This is a genomic window from Marinobacter iranensis, assembly GCF_029207565.1.
Classification (GTDB): domain Bacteria; phylum Pseudomonadota; class Gammaproteobacteria; order Pseudomonadales; family Oleiphilaceae; genus Marinobacter; species Marinobacter iranensis.
Genome location: NZ_JANCMW010000002.1, coordinates 550,744 through 564,824, shown reverse-complemented (window position 1 = coordinate 564,824; position 14,081 = coordinate 550,744). Strand labels below are relative to the sequence as shown.

Annotated in this window: 12 protein-coding genes and 1 pseudogene; 6 read left to right on the top strand and 7 right to left on the bottom strand. The window is 56.9% G+C overall.

The genetic code is table 11. The features are described from left to right. Window positions 1–93: 93 nt before the first annotated feature. The 3 genes from NLU14_RS05870 to ubiT all read left to right on the top strand — a co-directional run bounded on the left by NLU14_RS05870 (window position 94) and on the right by ubiT (window position 3,227). Window positions 94–1,953, top strand: coding sequence for a histidine kinase (locus NLU14_RS05870; protein ID WP_275705246.1), 1,860 nt, complete (start codon window positions 94–96; stop codon window positions 1,951–1,953). A 35-nt stretch (window positions 1,954–1,988) separates the two neighbouring features. After that, window positions 1,989–2,648 carry a two-component system response regulator NarL gene (gene narL, locus NLU14_RS05865; protein ID WP_275705245.1) on the top strand — a complete coding sequence of 220 codons (660 nt, stop codon included), beginning with the start codon at window positions 1,989–1,991 and terminating at the stop codon, window positions 2,646–2,648. A 69-nt stretch (window positions 2,649–2,717) separates the two neighbouring features. Continuing rightward, window positions 2,718–3,227, top strand: a complete 510-nt coding sequence (gene ubiT, locus NLU14_RS05860) for a ubiquinone anaerobic biosynthesis accessory factor UbiT (RefSeq protein ID WP_275705244.1) — start codon at window positions 2,718–2,720, stop codon at window positions 3,225–3,227. A gap of 20 nt (window positions 3,228–3,247) precedes the next feature. Here the strand turns inward: ubiT and NLU14_RS05855 are convergent, their stop codons facing one another. Beyond that, the gene (locus NLU14_RS05855) at window positions 3,248–3,472 is read right to left on the bottom strand and encodes a hypothetical protein (protein ID WP_275705243.1); all 225 of its coding nucleotides are present in this window, start codon (window positions 3,470–3,472) and stop codon (window positions 3,248–3,250) included. A gap of 190 nt (window positions 3,473–3,662) precedes the next feature. On the opposite strand from NLU14_RS05855, the gene NLU14_RS05850 reads away from it, so the two are divergent. Then, window positions 3,663–4,841 carry a cytochrome P450 gene (locus NLU14_RS05850; protein WP_275705242.1) on the top strand — a complete coding sequence of 393 codons (1,179 nt, stop codon included), beginning with the start codon at window positions 3,663–3,665 and terminating at the stop codon, window positions 4,839–4,841. On the opposite strand, the gene NLU14_RS05845 is transcribed toward NLU14_RS05850, so the two are convergent. From NLU14_RS05845 to ubiU, 3 genes are all read right to left on the bottom strand, one after another. Beyond that, window positions 4,819–5,832, bottom strand: coding sequence for a sodium:calcium antiporter (locus NLU14_RS05845; RefSeq protein WP_275705241.1), 1,014 nt, complete (start codon window positions 5,830–5,832; stop codon window positions 4,819–4,821). The two genes, NLU14_RS05850 and NLU14_RS05845, sit on opposite strands and share 23 nt — an antisense overlap. 103 nt (window positions 5,833–5,935) lie before the next feature. Then, on the bottom strand, window positions 5,936–6,838 hold the full coding sequence (locus NLU14_RS05840) for a U32 family peptidase (RefSeq protein WP_275705240.1): 903 nt from the start codon (window positions 6,836–6,838) through the stop codon (window positions 5,936–5,938). A gap of 13 nt (window positions 6,839–6,851) precedes the next feature. Further along, window positions 6,852–7,847, bottom strand: coding sequence for a ubiquinone anaerobic biosynthesis protein UbiU (gene ubiU, locus NLU14_RS05835; protein WP_275705239.1), 996 nt, complete (start codon window positions 7,845–7,847; stop codon window positions 6,852–6,854). A gap of 434 nt (window positions 7,848–8,281) precedes the next feature. On the opposite strand from ubiU, the pseudogene NLU14_RS05830 reads away from it, so the two are divergent. Continuing rightward, window positions 8,282–8,473 (top strand): annotated as a pseudogene (locus NLU14_RS05830) (methyl-accepting chemotaxis protein); the annotation flags it as partial. 125 nt (window positions 8,474–8,598) lie between these two features. Here NLU14_RS05830 and NLU14_RS05825 read toward each other — a convergent pair. The 3 genes from NLU14_RS05825 to hemN all read right to left on the bottom strand — a co-directional run bounded on the left by NLU14_RS05825 (window position 8,599) and on the right by hemN (window position 12,176). Then, window positions 8,599–8,733 (bottom strand): putative transporter small subunit, encoded by a 135-nt coding sequence (locus NLU14_RS05825; protein WP_275705238.1) that lies wholly within the window; start codon window positions 8,731–8,733, stop codon window positions 8,599–8,601. Beyond that, window positions 8,730–10,406, bottom strand: coding sequence for a sodium:solute symporter family protein (locus NLU14_RS05820; protein WP_275705237.1), 1,677 nt, complete (start codon window positions 10,404–10,406; stop codon window positions 8,730–8,732). Before NLU14_RS05820 ends, NLU14_RS05825 begins: the two co-directional genes overlap by 4 nt. Window positions 10,407–10,757: 351 nt before the next feature. Beyond that, window positions 10,758–12,176 carry an oxygen-independent coproporphyrinogen III oxidase gene (hemN, locus tag NLU14_RS05815; RefSeq protein ID WP_275705236.1) on the bottom strand — a complete coding sequence of 473 codons (1,419 nt, stop codon included), beginning with the start codon at window positions 12,174–12,176 and terminating at the stop codon, window positions 10,758–10,760. 351 nt (window positions 12,177–12,527) lie between these two features. On the opposite strand from hemN, the gene NLU14_RS05810 reads away from it, so the two are divergent. Beyond that, window positions 12,528–14,060 (top strand): cryptochrome/photolyase family protein, encoded by a 1,533-nt coding sequence (locus tag NLU14_RS05810; RefSeq protein ID WP_275705235.1) that lies wholly within the window; start codon window positions 12,528–12,530, stop codon window positions 14,058–14,060. The last annotated feature ends 21 nt before the right edge of the window (window positions 14,061–14,081 follow it).

Sequence of the window (14,081 nt, the reverse complement as noted above, 5' to 3'; positions counted from 1 at the left end):
AATTAGGGGTAATTGACTATCCTCGAGGAGGTACACTCTGGATGGAAAACAGGCGAGAATTGCGCCGTTGCATGGCCCCAATGAAGAGACCAGATGACACGCAAAAGCCCTCTCGTTAAACGCATCGCCATAGTCGTCGGCGCCGTTGTACTGACAGCCATTGTCAGCATGGCGACGACCCTCGGGGTATCCCGCAGCATTGAGGGCAATGCCACGGCGATCAACCTTGCCGGTTCATTGCGCATGGGCGCCTATGAACTGCTGGCCCGTTCCGCGGCTGACCCGGCTGGCGACCAGTCCACTACGTTTACCAAAAGGCTGGATGCGTACGAAGCGCGCATGGACCACTCAGGATTCAGGCAGGCGATTCCCGATGCCAACGGCCACCCACTGGCAAAGCAGCACCAGGCAATGGAATTGCTATGGCAGGATGAACTCCGCCCGGCACTGATTGCCAATACCCCGAACAGCACCCGGGTGACAGCAGACCTGCTCACTATCACAGAGCGCTACGTGGCGGCAGTGGATGAACTGGTCAGTATGCTTGAGCATCGGACCGAAGCACGCATTGACTTGCTGCACCTGATCCAGGTCATCAGTCTGATCTTCTCCATACTGATTATTGTCGGGTTGTTTCTCGACCTGAAGAACCGTGTTCTGCATCCACTCCGCAAACTGGTGGATATCGCGGTTGCGGTAGGAGAACAGGATTTCTCACGCAAGGCCAACCTGAAAGGCTCGGATGAGCTGTCCAGGCTCGGCAGCGCTTTCGATCAGATGACCACCGAACTGGCCCAGAGCTACCGCGAACTGCGAGAAGAGGCCCGTGGTAAAACCCGCGAGTTGGAAAGAAGTCATGCCGCGCTGGAGTTGCTGCATTCCTCCAGTCGTTCCCTGTTCGCCAATCACGACCTTTGCAATGGCGCTATCCCCATGCTTCAGGACCTGGAGCAGTTGCTTGGCATCGGCCCCATCCGGCTGTTCCTCCATGACAAGAACTCCAGCGAGCCAGTGGAGGCCATTACCACCTCCACAAAGGAACGCCCGTTCTACTGCAAGGACCATCATTGCAATGCCTGCCTGGTAACACCGGAAGTGTTTGACGAACTGCCATCGGAAGACAACGACGGCCGAAGATTGCTGCTGCCAATTCGTACACCGGGGCAACTGCTGGGTACCCTGGAGGTATGGTATCCCGCCAGCAAGGGGCTGTCACAGACCGCGCGGCGCCTGCTGGAAACCCTGAGCGATCAGTTGGCGACCGCTATTTTCCTTGAACGCCAGATTACCGAGGAGCAGCAGCTTACCCTGGCGGAAGAACGCACCGTGATCGCCCGGGAACTCCACGACTCCCTGGCCCAGTCTCTGTCATACCTGAAGATGCAGGTAGCAAGACTGCGCCGTCTCCATATCACCGGGGAGCATGAAAAAATCCACGGTGAAATCCTTGAGGAACTCAGTACTGGGCTGAACAGTGCCTATCGTCAACTGCGGGAGCTGCTGACAACTTTCCGGTTGAAGCTGGATACCCCCGACCTGGCCACGGCCCTGCGCCAGACCGTGGAGGAATTCTCCGAACGGCTGGGCAGCGAGGTACAACTCGAATACCGCCTGCCGCCACAGACCCTTTCGCCCAACGAGGAAATCCATACCCTGCAGATCATCCGCGAAGGGCTGGCCAATGCGGTGAAACACTCCCAGGCGTCGGAAGTCCTGGTACGGGTGCTGTTTGAATCTCCCCGGGTAGTGGTCAAAATACTTGATAATGGTAAAGGATTGCCGGCCGGCGACCAGCCGGCACAGCACTATGGCCTCATCATCATGCAGGACAGGGCTCGCACCCTGGGTGGTAAGGCCAGCGTACACAACCGCGAGAGCGGCGGCGTGGAAGTGGCGCTGAGCTTTGTACCCAAGAGCCGGCACCTGATTACATCCGAAGCCGCCAGCGGCTAAGTATTGCAACACTACTTCATATAATGAGAGGAACCATGTCTGACTCACCAGCAAGCATTCTGTTGATTGACGACCACCCTTTGCTTCGTCAGGGCATAAAACAACTGATCGAGATGGAAGAGGACATGCTGGTGGCCGGCGAGGCCAGTAACGCGGCTGACGGCATCCGCCTGGCACAGGAACTGGAGCCAGACCTGATCCTGATGGACCTCAACATGCCGGAAATGAACGGCATTGAAGCCCTGAAAAAACTGCGCGAGGAGAGTGTGAGTTCCCGCATCGTCATGTTCACGGTTTCTGACCATGAAGACGACGTGGTAGCCGCCCTGAGAGCCGGTGCCGACGGTTACCTGCTCAAGGACATGGAACCCGAAGACATGATCCAGCAGTTACACCAGGCTGCCGTGGGCAAGATGGTCATTGGTGACCGGCTGACCACCCTGCTGGCCCAGGCACTTCGTTCCCAGAAACCGCAACAGGCTTCGCGCCCGGACTTCGACAGCCTGACCCCAAGGGAAAAGGATATCCTCCGCCTGATCGCCGAGGGCCTTTCCAACAAAATGATCGGCCGCAAACTCGATATCAGCGACGGTACGGTAAAAGTACACGTGAAGCACCTGCTGAAAAAGCTGAGTCTACGCTCACGGGTAGAGGTAGCCGTATGGGCGGTAGAGGAAGGCCTGCACAAGGGCTGAGTTATATCAAATTACTGACGCACGGTTTCCGTTACTCTGGACAGGTTTTCTGGCCGCCCGGAGTAACCCATGGTTTTATCAATTCCTGCTTTTTTACCTGCCAACAGCGCCCTGCTCGAACAATCGCTGGCGGTCCTGAAAGAATACCTGCCCTCACCCGTGCCAATGCTGGGTGTTATTGACCAGAACATTCCGATTCCCTTCAAGCAGATGGTCGCCGAAGCACCGCTTAATCACCTGTTTGCCGAAGCGATCGCTGAGGGTGAATTCGATGGTTTTGAGGGCCGCCGTATCCGATTCGAGATCAATGGTGGACAACCCGGCATCACTATCGGGTTCTGGGCTGACCGGCTGCGCGTTATTGATGGCCCGGGGGAGGCCATCATTCGTGGCTCGTTCGCAGCATTCAAAACTCTCGCGGAACGACGACAGGATCCGGATCAGCTTTTCTTCCAGCGGCGGCTGGTGATTGAGGGCAACACCGAACTCGGGCTGGGGCTGAAAAATCTACTAGACAGCCTCGAATGGAGCCTCATGCCTATTCCAAATTCCGGGATGTGTTATTTCCAAGGCACCTGACTATGGAGCCCCCAGATGTTTCAGGGGCTCTCTTTTTGCTCCAGATACTGCCGGTACACCCGGATGGAAGCCAACAGGCTTTCCCGATAGGCGGCACCATATCCATTACCTCCGGAATCAGCCTCACGAATGGCAGATTCATACTGACCGACGCCCTGCTCTGCAAAAGCACGGGCTGCCGGAATGCCGTCCCGGCTGACCACAAAGTCAATCCTGTCCCATTCTCGGCGTTCGGCGGAATTCATGCATTACCTCCTGAATTATCTCAACATTTTTTGCTTTGTTTCCCCGTACACAGCTCAGCGTCAGGAATGTCAGCGGGGAAACAGGCTTGCCGCCGCAATACCAGTTCGACCATCACTTGACTTATCTTCAAGAAGACAAATCAGCGCTCTGTTAACCTCAGGATACATGTTTTCTTCCCGAGGATTAGCAATGGCAGACGATCCCCGCAACCCTGACTGGGCCCCCCGGGCCGATGAGGTTCTGGGCGACCAGATATGGGCCTACGATACCATGCGCATTCAGTGTCCGGTTGCCTGGAGTGATTATCAGCACTGGACGCTATTCAGGCATGGCGATGTCATGCGGGTGCTGGAAGACCACCAGACATTCAGTAGTGCGGCATCCAGCCATCTGTCGGTCCCCAATGGCATGGATCCACCTGAACACACACCCTATCGAGAGGTAATCGAGCCCTATTTCTCGCATCAGTCAATGAGTGAATTCGAGCCAACCTGTCGGAGCATTGCCCGCAACCTCGTCAATAGCCTGCCCGCTGGTCAGCCGTTCGATATCATCGGAAAATTCAGCAGAGCCTTTGCCCTGCAGATACAGTGCGCTTTTATGGGGTGGCCCGACTCCCTTCACGAACCACTCCGTGAATGGGTACTGAAAAACCACCGTGCCACCCTCGCCCGTGACCGGCGAGCCATGGCAGAAGTTGCCCATGAGTTCGACGGCTATATTCACGACTTGCTGGAAGCCCGACGCCAGGCCGAAGCCAACGCCCCGAGAGACGTCACCACCTCGCTGATGGAAGAGACCGTCAATGGCCGCCCCATGACCGATGAAGAGCTCACAAGCCTTCTGCGGAACTGGACTGTCGGTGAGCTGGGCACGATCAGCGCCAGCGTATCGATTCTGCTGAGTTACCTGGCTGAACATCCGGACCTGAGACAGAGCCTTGCCAACGACACCCTTGCGTTGCCGGACGCTATCGATGAAATACTGCGTATGGACGCGCCGCTGATATCCAACCGCCGGATCACAACCCGGGACGTGGAGATTGGTGGAAGAAGGATTCCCGCGGGCGAGAAAATCACCATCCTGTGGGCATCCGCCAACCGTGACGAGAAGGTCTTCGGTGACCCGGATGCGTTTTGCCCACACAAGAACCGTGACCGGAATCTGCTTTATGGTACGGGCGTTCATGTCTGCCCTGGTGCACCGCTGGCCCGAATGGAACTCAGGGTTCTGATGGAAGAGTTTCTTTCCAGTGTCGACACCCTGGAGCCCGCGCCTGATGAATCACCCGAGCGGGCTGTTTTTCCGACCGGGGGCTTCAGTTATTTACCGATGCGTCTCAGCTTCATGAGCCGGGCGGGAAATTGACCAGCAGATTCGTGACATTAAAGGACTCCATGGTGATCCACGCCACAAACGCTCCATAGATCACCAGCAGGCTCCAGGACTCCGCGCGACTTACGATCATGTGCGTACGCATCATCAGGAACAGGATCACCGTTGCGAGGGTGAGGATTGCCATCATCGGCGCGGCCACCGAGTAGTTGATGACGGCCGTGCCTGCGATCAGAACCCCGATCGGAATGCAGCAGAGCAAATCGAAGATGTTACTGCCAAGCACGTTCGCGATGCTGGTAATGGCCTTGCCGTTGCGGGCGGCACGCACAGAGACAAAGGCATCCGGAACCGACGTGCCGGCAGCAACAATGGTGATACCCCAAAGGAAGCTGGGCGTGCCCAGAATATCACCAAAATTGACCGCGGCCCGCACCAGGCCTTCAACCCCCACCAGGATCAATGCCAAACCGGCAGCCAGCTTTCCCCACTCGCGTCCTGGCCGGATGTGGGAGACGTCGGCATCGGACTCGTAGTCCATGGTTTCCTGGTACTGCACAAACACGTAAATCACATAGAGCACCAGGGGCAAAAACGCGAAGCCTCGAGTCAGTTGCCCCTGAAGCTCGCCACCGGTGGATTCAACCGGGTTATAGATGACCGCGAACGAGAAGGTCAGCAACAGGGTTGCCACAGCGATCATGTAGAACTGGGCTTCCTTGTAGACAAGGTCGCGATTGGTGGCCAGTTGCTCCCTCGCCACAAGACCACTGAGGGCAGGAATTACCATGATGTTGAACAGGGCAGAGCCAACTATTGCCGCCACACCCAGTTCGAACTCGCCATGAACAAGGGTGGAGACAACGACGGTAGCCAACTCCGGAAAGCTCGAACCAACCGCAACGACAATGGCACCCTGTACAATCTCCGGCAGCCGATAGTACAGGGACAGCCGTTCACTGGCAGCTTCCAGCAGGCCGCTGCCTATCCAGACCACGGCAGTACCGACAACGGCAACTGCCACCCACACCAAAAGCTGAAGGATATGCCCTCCTTGCGACTTTAAACCCAATGTTCACCTGTCTTGGGGGTGCAGTTCGTCCTTTTCAACCGGGCATCAGAACCAGTCAGCCAACAGATTCCGCAACCTGATCCATCCCTGGCTTACCGTACCAGTAGCCATTGCACGGTGGTGCCTCCACCAACTGCAGCGGATCTGAATCCGGCGTTTCACCCCGGCGCACCTGATCATATCGCCTGACCACTTCATCCATACCCTGGAGCTCCGGGCTCAGGCGAACGGTGGACACCCCCATCCTTTCCATATCCGGCAGTTCCCGCATAAGGTCATAGCGGGAACCGGACAGGGTGGAAATACCGTTCAGGCGGAACAGCTCCCGGGATTCACGGGAACGCAACTCCATACCGTCCGGGTGCTGCAGGCAGCGAAACTCACAGTTGTCTTTTGGCAGGTTGTAATGGCGTGCCGTAAAGCAGCGCGATGACCAGGCGAGGGGCAGGAAACCCCAGGAAAAGACTTCCGAGGGCAGCTCCACCCCCTCCTGCTTCAGGCCGTCAATCAACTGACCAAGCGCCTCCCTGCCCAGCTCCACGGGCAGGTTCCAGCCCTGGAGCCCCTGCTTTGCCAGCACTTTCAATGTGGCAACATTGTAGACGTTCATGGAAGGGCCGGTAATAAACGGAACGTCATTGGAGATAGCCACCTGCAAGGCACTCTGGTCGTTGGCCTCCACCATGAATTCGTTCTGATCACAGATCCGCCACAGGCGGCGCAGGTCCGCTTCCGATTCAATCAGGGCCTGGGTCGAGAGCACCACCTCTTTACCGCAGGCTTTCAGGTCACGGGCCAGATCCAGCCAGTCATCCGGCTTCAGTTCCCGCCGGCGGGCGCACACGGCTTCACCCAGATAGATGGTATCCACCGGCCACTCGGCCGCTTTGCCATAGAAATCGAAAACCGTTTGTTTGGACCAGAACCACAGAATCGGGCCCAGGGATAGCTTCATCATGATCGGAAGAACCTTATTTCCACTTGCGATGGTAAGCGCCCAGGGTGGTCAGCCCACCCTCGGACAGGCCCGACAAGGTATTTTTCCAGGCCGGATCGACGGTGAAGGCCTCCGGCCCAGCGGCCAGGTGATCCAGTGCCTGGCGCCAGGTTCTGGCCACATCGGCAATGTAGGCGGGGCTGCGTTGGCGGCCTTCGATTTTCACCGCGCTGATGCCCAGCGCCTGCAGTTCCGGGAGCAGGTCCAGCGTATTCAGGCTGACCGGCTCTTCAATGGCGTGGTACACATGGCCCTCCACCTCGAAGCGTCCCTTGCACAGGGTTGGGTAGCCGGCGGATTCACCTTCGCCATAGCGGTCGATCAGCACCTCATTCAGTCGCGACTCAAGGCCCTGCGGGGTTTCCTGCCAGCGCACAGCCTTGGCGGGAGAGCAGGCACCACGGGTATTGGGGGATTCGTCCGTGAGATAGGAAGAAAGATAGCAGCGGCCTTCCGCCATGATGCACAGGCTACCAAAGGCAAACACCTCCAGTTCAACCGGGCTGTGTTTTGCCACACCACGCACCTGGTCCAGCGATAGCACCCGGGGTAACACGGCACGCCGAATGTCGAAGATGTCTTTGTAGAAAGCCAGTGCCTCGTAACTGGTGGCAGAGCCCTGAACCGACAGGTGTCGGGGCGTGTCGGGATAACGGTTGGCGGCGTAATCCAGCAGGCCCATATCAGCCAGGATAATGGCATCCACACCCAGACCAGCCGCGCGATCTACTGCCCCTTTCCACTGTTCCCAGCCATCCGGTTGTGGGTAGGTATTGATGGCGCAGAACACTCGGCTGCCACGCAGGTGGGCGTACTCAATACCTTCTGCGGCGCGTTTGTCGTTGAAGTTCAGCCCCGAAAACTGGCGGGCGTTGGTGCTGTCACGGAAGCCGAAGTAAACCGCATCAGCACCATTATCCACGGCAGTTTTCATAGCTGGCAGGCTGCCGGCCGGGCATACGAGTTCCATAGCTACTATCTCCGCTAGAACAAACAGCAGATAGCCTAACGGCAGGCTACCGAAGACACATTGATCATTGTCAGACTGGACTCATCCTAGCGGCCGAAGTGTTGCTGCATACCTCTTTGGACGTACTCTAGGCGGGATTACTTAGCTCCATTTTCACATACTCATATCATATACTTAACAATAGTTTACAAAGACTTAGCAGCCGAAAACTACCCCCATGACTACCTCCTCACGTGAATAGCTACGCGCGCGTGGCATCCGGAAAATGGCCACAAGTTTTAAACGTGAGACTCGACAATGAAGCTGATCAAAAACCTCTCCATGCGGGGCAAGCTCTTGACGCTGGTGGTACCGGCGCTGCCAGGCAATCAGCCTGGGAACTGGAGTTGGAGCGCCGCGGCAGCACCATCAGCGATGTTGTGGATGTGATCCGCCAGGTGGCGGACCAGACCAACCTGCTCGCCCTCAATACGGCCATCGAAGCCGCCCGGGCCGGTGAGCATGGCCGTGGCTTTGCGGTGGTCGCCGATGAAGTGCGAACCCTGGCACGGCAAACCCACGAGTCCACAACCAAAATTGAAGACATCATCAATGGCTTCAAGGACATCACGGACAGCGCCAGCCGCTCCATCATCGCGAGCCACAAACTGGCCAATGAGTTCAAGGTGCCCGCCTGAACAGCTTCCATAAGAAAGCCCGGCAACAGGTGCCGGGCTTTCAGGGTTCAGGCATTATTACTCAGATAGCCCGGTCAGATGAGATCCTCATCCGATTTCCGGGCTCTGCGAACGTCACGGGCTACGGCCCAGCAGATGACACCCAGCACAACAAACGTGATTGCCGGCCAGATCAGTATGTAGGTTCCATAAACCAGTTCGTTTGTCATTTTGCACCCTCCGGAATCATTGTGGCATCGTCTTCAATACCCGCGTCATCGTAGTCACCGACCCGCTTCTTGATCAGGTCGAAATCAAAACGCTCATTGCTGGTCAGCGTCATGGCGGTACAGACCACCGCACTGGCGCCATAGGCTGTCAGAGACGCCACCAGCACCATGTAATCCCGCAGGAAGCCGGTGGCGAAAATCAGCATGACAACAAGAGTGAGCGCCCCGGCCACAAGCCCGGCTGTCCGGCCAAGGAAGCCAAACACCATCATGCCTATGACCACCGCTCCACCAATAGACGCCAATGCTTCAAACGCCAGCACGGTGAATCCGGTCATTTCCAGCAACTCGAAGCGCGCGATGCAGAACAGTGCCATGGCCACCACCACAGACCAGGTAAAGGCCGCGTTGGTGACCCGATCCCAGTAACAACTGACGATTACCGGGAACACAATGGCCCCCCAGAGCGCGCCCACGAACACCAGCATCACCAGAATATCGAGCGAGAAACTGGCGAACACCAGCCCGGCCACCGTGGCGACAATCATGGTAATACGCCCGACCAACATCATCACTTTGGGGTTGGGGTTATTCTTGGCGATGTTCTTGCCATACACATCCGCCATCATGATGGTCGACAGTGCAGACAGGTCCGAGTCGGCTGTGGAAGACAGGGAGCCAATGACCAGAATGAAGAACAGGGCCACGAAGACGGGCGACAGATAAGTAGAAACCATCTGAGGGATCAGGTTGTTCATGTTGCCATCAATCGGTTCCATCCCCACGGACAAGGCCATCAGGCCAATCATGCCAAGGCCGATTACTATGGCGCCATAACCGATGGTGGCTGTTACGAACGTCGATTTAATGTGCTTTTCGCGAACCGCAAACAGCCGTTGGGAAATGGTCTGGTTGCCGATGGCATAAGCCAGAACCGCTACAAAGAAAGGCGCGCCCTGATTCATGATGGCGTCCACCGAGAACAGGCTCGCCTGTTCATTCGTCATAAGGCTCAGGCCGTCGACCATTACTTCCGTACCACCGGCAGAAAACAGCACGGCCGGAATGATAATGATGGCAACGGCCATCAACGCCACCAATTGGGCAAAGTCGGTAAACACCGATGCCCGGAAACCAGACGTCAGGGTATAAGCCAGCACACCGACACCGGCGACAATCACACCCGTTTCAAACGACAAAGGCGAAAGCACCGAGACCAGGGCACCGGCGGCCGTGAAGTTCACCATCAGGCTGATCACACTGCCCAGGATATTGGACCCCGCCAGAATCAACTGACTGGAGGCGCCGTGCCGTGCGTGAATCAGCTCGCCCAGGGTGTGGCCATTGGGTGCCAGTTTGCGGAACCGACGGCCAAACGGGTAGATGAACAGAATCATCAGAGCACCCCAGAGGCCGTAATGAATTGGCCCGGACACGCCGTAGGTATAGCCGGAGGTGGCAGCTGCATAGAAAGAAGCCGCCCAGATCCAGGTCGCGGTCATGCTGGCTGCGCCCATACCAAAACCGACATGGTGCCCTGCAACCATAAAGCCAGACGTGTCTTCCTTGTCTTTCCGGATCAGTAGCGTAAGCAAATAGGTACCGCCGTAAAAGGCGGCCAGTAGTAACAATACAGTGATTGTTGAAAATTCGGTAAAGCCAGTGTCGTTCAAATCATAACCTCTTTTTCAATACAACAAACAGCCGCCATTGGTCCGAATCGTCGGAAATTCGGCCATTAGGAAGCGGGAGTCGGAAAAATATCGCGCTCAGGCGGCAGCGTGGCCGTTCAGGCACGCTTGAAACGGAAGCCTCTGCACGAATTTGAGGTTGCTAAGGGAAGCTGAGGTGAGGCAAAAGCCCACAAAGATCTTTAGATGTCATGCTATTTTTCGTCCTCTGAACCAGAGCCATGGAAGGCCAGATGAGAGAGCGAAAGACAATACGCAACAACCCATCCGGAGTCCAGTTATTAGAGGACGAAATATTAGCATGCAACGCAGGTTGCTTATTTACAGACCGGCTCAGATGATTCGGGAGAACCGCTTGCTGGCGCCCTCCTTCCGGTAAAGATCAAAGATCTGACAGATGGCCCGAATCAGCAGCCGGCCGGCAGGCTGAACCTGGAGTACGTTACCGTCATCCGCGATCAGTTCATCCTGAATCATGGGCTTCAGGCGGTACAGTTCATCGGTAAAGTAACGGTCCAAATCTTCCTGCCATACCTCTGTGAACAGCTGGCGATCCAGCCGGAACTGGCAAATCAACTGGCCGATGACCCAGCGGCGAATGCGGTCGTCCTGGGTCAGGTTTACGCCCTTGGTGATGGCGAGTTGGCCGGCATCAATGGAGGCTTCCCAGGCTGGCAGATCATGGTTGTTCTGAAAGTACGCATCGTTGGCCTGGCCGATGGCGGACACGCCCAGTGACACTAGATCGCAATCAGAATGGGTGGTGTAACCCTGGAAGTTCCGGTGCAGGCGGCCTTCCCGCTGGGCCACTGCAAGACTGTCGTCCGGCTTCGCGAAATGGTCCATGCCGATGTATTCGTAGCCTGCCTCCAGCAACCGGTTGATGGTGTTGTGCAGGATGGTCAGCTTCTGCTGAGGTGTAGGCAACGTGTCCGCGACAATCCGCGTTTGGGGGTAGAATCGTTCCGGCAGGTGGGCGTAACTGAACACGGACAGGCGATCGGGGGACATCTCGATCACCGTCTCCAGTGTTTCGGCGAAGCTCTCAGGTGTCTGATGCGGCAGGCCGTAGATCAGGTCCAGGTTGATGGAGCGAAAGCCGATGTGGCGGGCTTCGTTCAGCACGGCTTCGGTCATGTCACGGGGCTGGATGCGGTTAACCGCTTTCTGCACCTTGGGATTCACATCCTGTACACCGAGGCTGATGCGGTTGAAGCCAAGATCCCAGAGTGTTTGCAGGGTGTCGTGGGCCACTTCACGCGGGTCTATCTCCACGCTGTAATCCCGATCGTCACCGGTCTGGAGATTGAACAGCTCGGCGTAACCGGCCATCAAGTGTTCCATGACGTCCTTTGGCAGGAAGGTGGGTGTGCCGCCACCCCAGTGGAGCTGTTTCACTGGTCTGTCCGCGCCGAACAGGCGGGACTGGATCGCAGCTTCCTTCAGCACCCGTTCCACATAGGGCATGGCTTTGTCGCGTTTCTTGGTGATGACTTTGTTGCAGGCGCAGTAGTAGCAGAGGTGCGCGCAGAACGGCAGGTGGGTGTAGAGCGACAGTGGCCGGCTGCTGGCTTTGCTGCGGGCGGCTGCTTTTACCATGTCTTCCACCGGGTAGTTCTGGTTGAATTCCACTGCGGTCGGGTAGGAGGTGTAGCGCGGGCCGCTGAGGTCGTAGCGGCGGATCAGCGCTTCGTCCCAGATGAATTCCGGGAGAGTGGATTCGGCGGGTGCAAGTGCGGGAATGGAAGCCATAGTCAAAACTCTGAACGTCGAAATGGTGGGCAAGCCAGGGATTGCTGCCAGTTTATAGAAGCTGTTTCCCTCGCATCTTGATGCGGATCAGCTCACCGGTACCTGGATTTTATCAAGCTTCTATCTGAACCACCCTTGGGCTGTTGGCGTACTCTTGATACCCCTTTTGGGGTGTATTTGGTGTTCGGCGCCCGGTAAGCGGAGGATGCCCCCGCCAAAATACGCTGTGGATACATCCCTGTACGCTCGGCCCCGCCATCCATGGCTCCGCACGATTTTGGCAGGGGCATCCTCCGCTTACCTCACTATGCTGCTCGCCTGCAAACCACATAACGGAGCACAACTTCTGCCATGCCCAACCTGATTCTGATTCTCGGCGACCAACTGACCACTGATATCAGCACCCTCGAAAACGCTGACCGGAAACGGGACAGGATCGTGATGGCAGAGGTCCATGACGAAGCCAGCTACACCAATCACCACAAGAAAAAACTGGTTCTGCTGTTCAGTGCCATGCGGCATTTTGCTCAACAACTGGAGGCCGATGGCTGGCAGGTTCACTATCAGTCCTACCACCCGGATAATGAGACGAAGAGTCTGGAGGCTGTTATCGCCACCCAGGTCAGAGAGACCGGGGCAGACAGAGTGATCACCACGGAATGTGGCGAGTGGCGGCTGCATGAGCAGATCAGTCAGTGGCATGAACGGCTTGGGATGCCGGTGGAAATCCGTCCCGATAGCCGCTTTATCGCCAGCAAGCAGGAGTTTGCAAATTGGGCGGAAGGACGAAAGCAGCTTCGAATGGAGTTCTTTTACCGGGAAATGCGACGAAAAACCGGTTTATTGATGACGCCGGATGGCAAGCCCGAGGGTGGGGAGTGGAATTTTGATGCGGATAACCGGCGCAAATGGACGGGCAAGCCGCCGGCACCGGCGCCTTTCCGGGTGGAGCCCGATGGGGTGACGCGGGAGGTGATTGATCTGGTGGAGCAGCATTTCGCGGATCACTTCGGTACCACGGAGGACTTTCACTTTGCGGTGACCCGTCAAGACGCGGAGCAGGCGCTGGATTACTTTATTGATTTCGCCCTGCCCTGTTTCGGCGACTTTCAGGACGCCATGTCCGATGGCGAGGACTGGCTGTTCCACTCCATTCTGTCGCCCTACATCAACTGTGGCCTGCTGGACCCATTGGCCGTCTGCGAGGCCGCTGCCCAGGCCTGGTATGCCGGGCGTGCACCGATCAATGCGGTGGAGGGGTTTGTCCGGCAGATTCTGGGTTGGCGGGAGTTTGTGCGGGGGATCTATTGGCTGAACATGCCGGGCTACGCGAAGGAAAACCGGCTCGGCAACACCCGCGCGCTGCCCTGGTTCTACTGGACGGGGGACACGAAAATGCGCTGCATGCACAAAGCCATTGATGCCACCCACCGCAACGCTTACGCCCACCATATCCAGCGGCTGATGGTGACTGGCAATTTTGCGTTGCTGGCGGGCATCAAGCCGGAAGAGATCTGTGACTGGTACCTGGCGGTATACGCAGATGCCTATGACTGGGTGGAGCTACCCAATGTGCTTGGCATGGTGATGCACGCTGATGGCGGTTACCTGGGTTCGAAGCCCTATGCGGCAAGCGGCAAGTACATCCAGCGGATGTCAGACCACTGCGCCAATTGCCATTACAAGGTGAACAAGGCTACGGAAGACGATGCCTGTCCGTTCAACGCCCTGTACTGGCATTTCATCGATCGCCATAGAGGCGATTTCGCCAACAATCCACGCATGGGCATGATGTACCGGAACTGGGACAAGCAGAAACCTGAAAGGCGGGAGGCTCTGCTCCAGCGTGCCAACGATTTACTGGCACGGCTGGAGCAGCTCTGAGGAAAGTTTCTTACTGAGCTT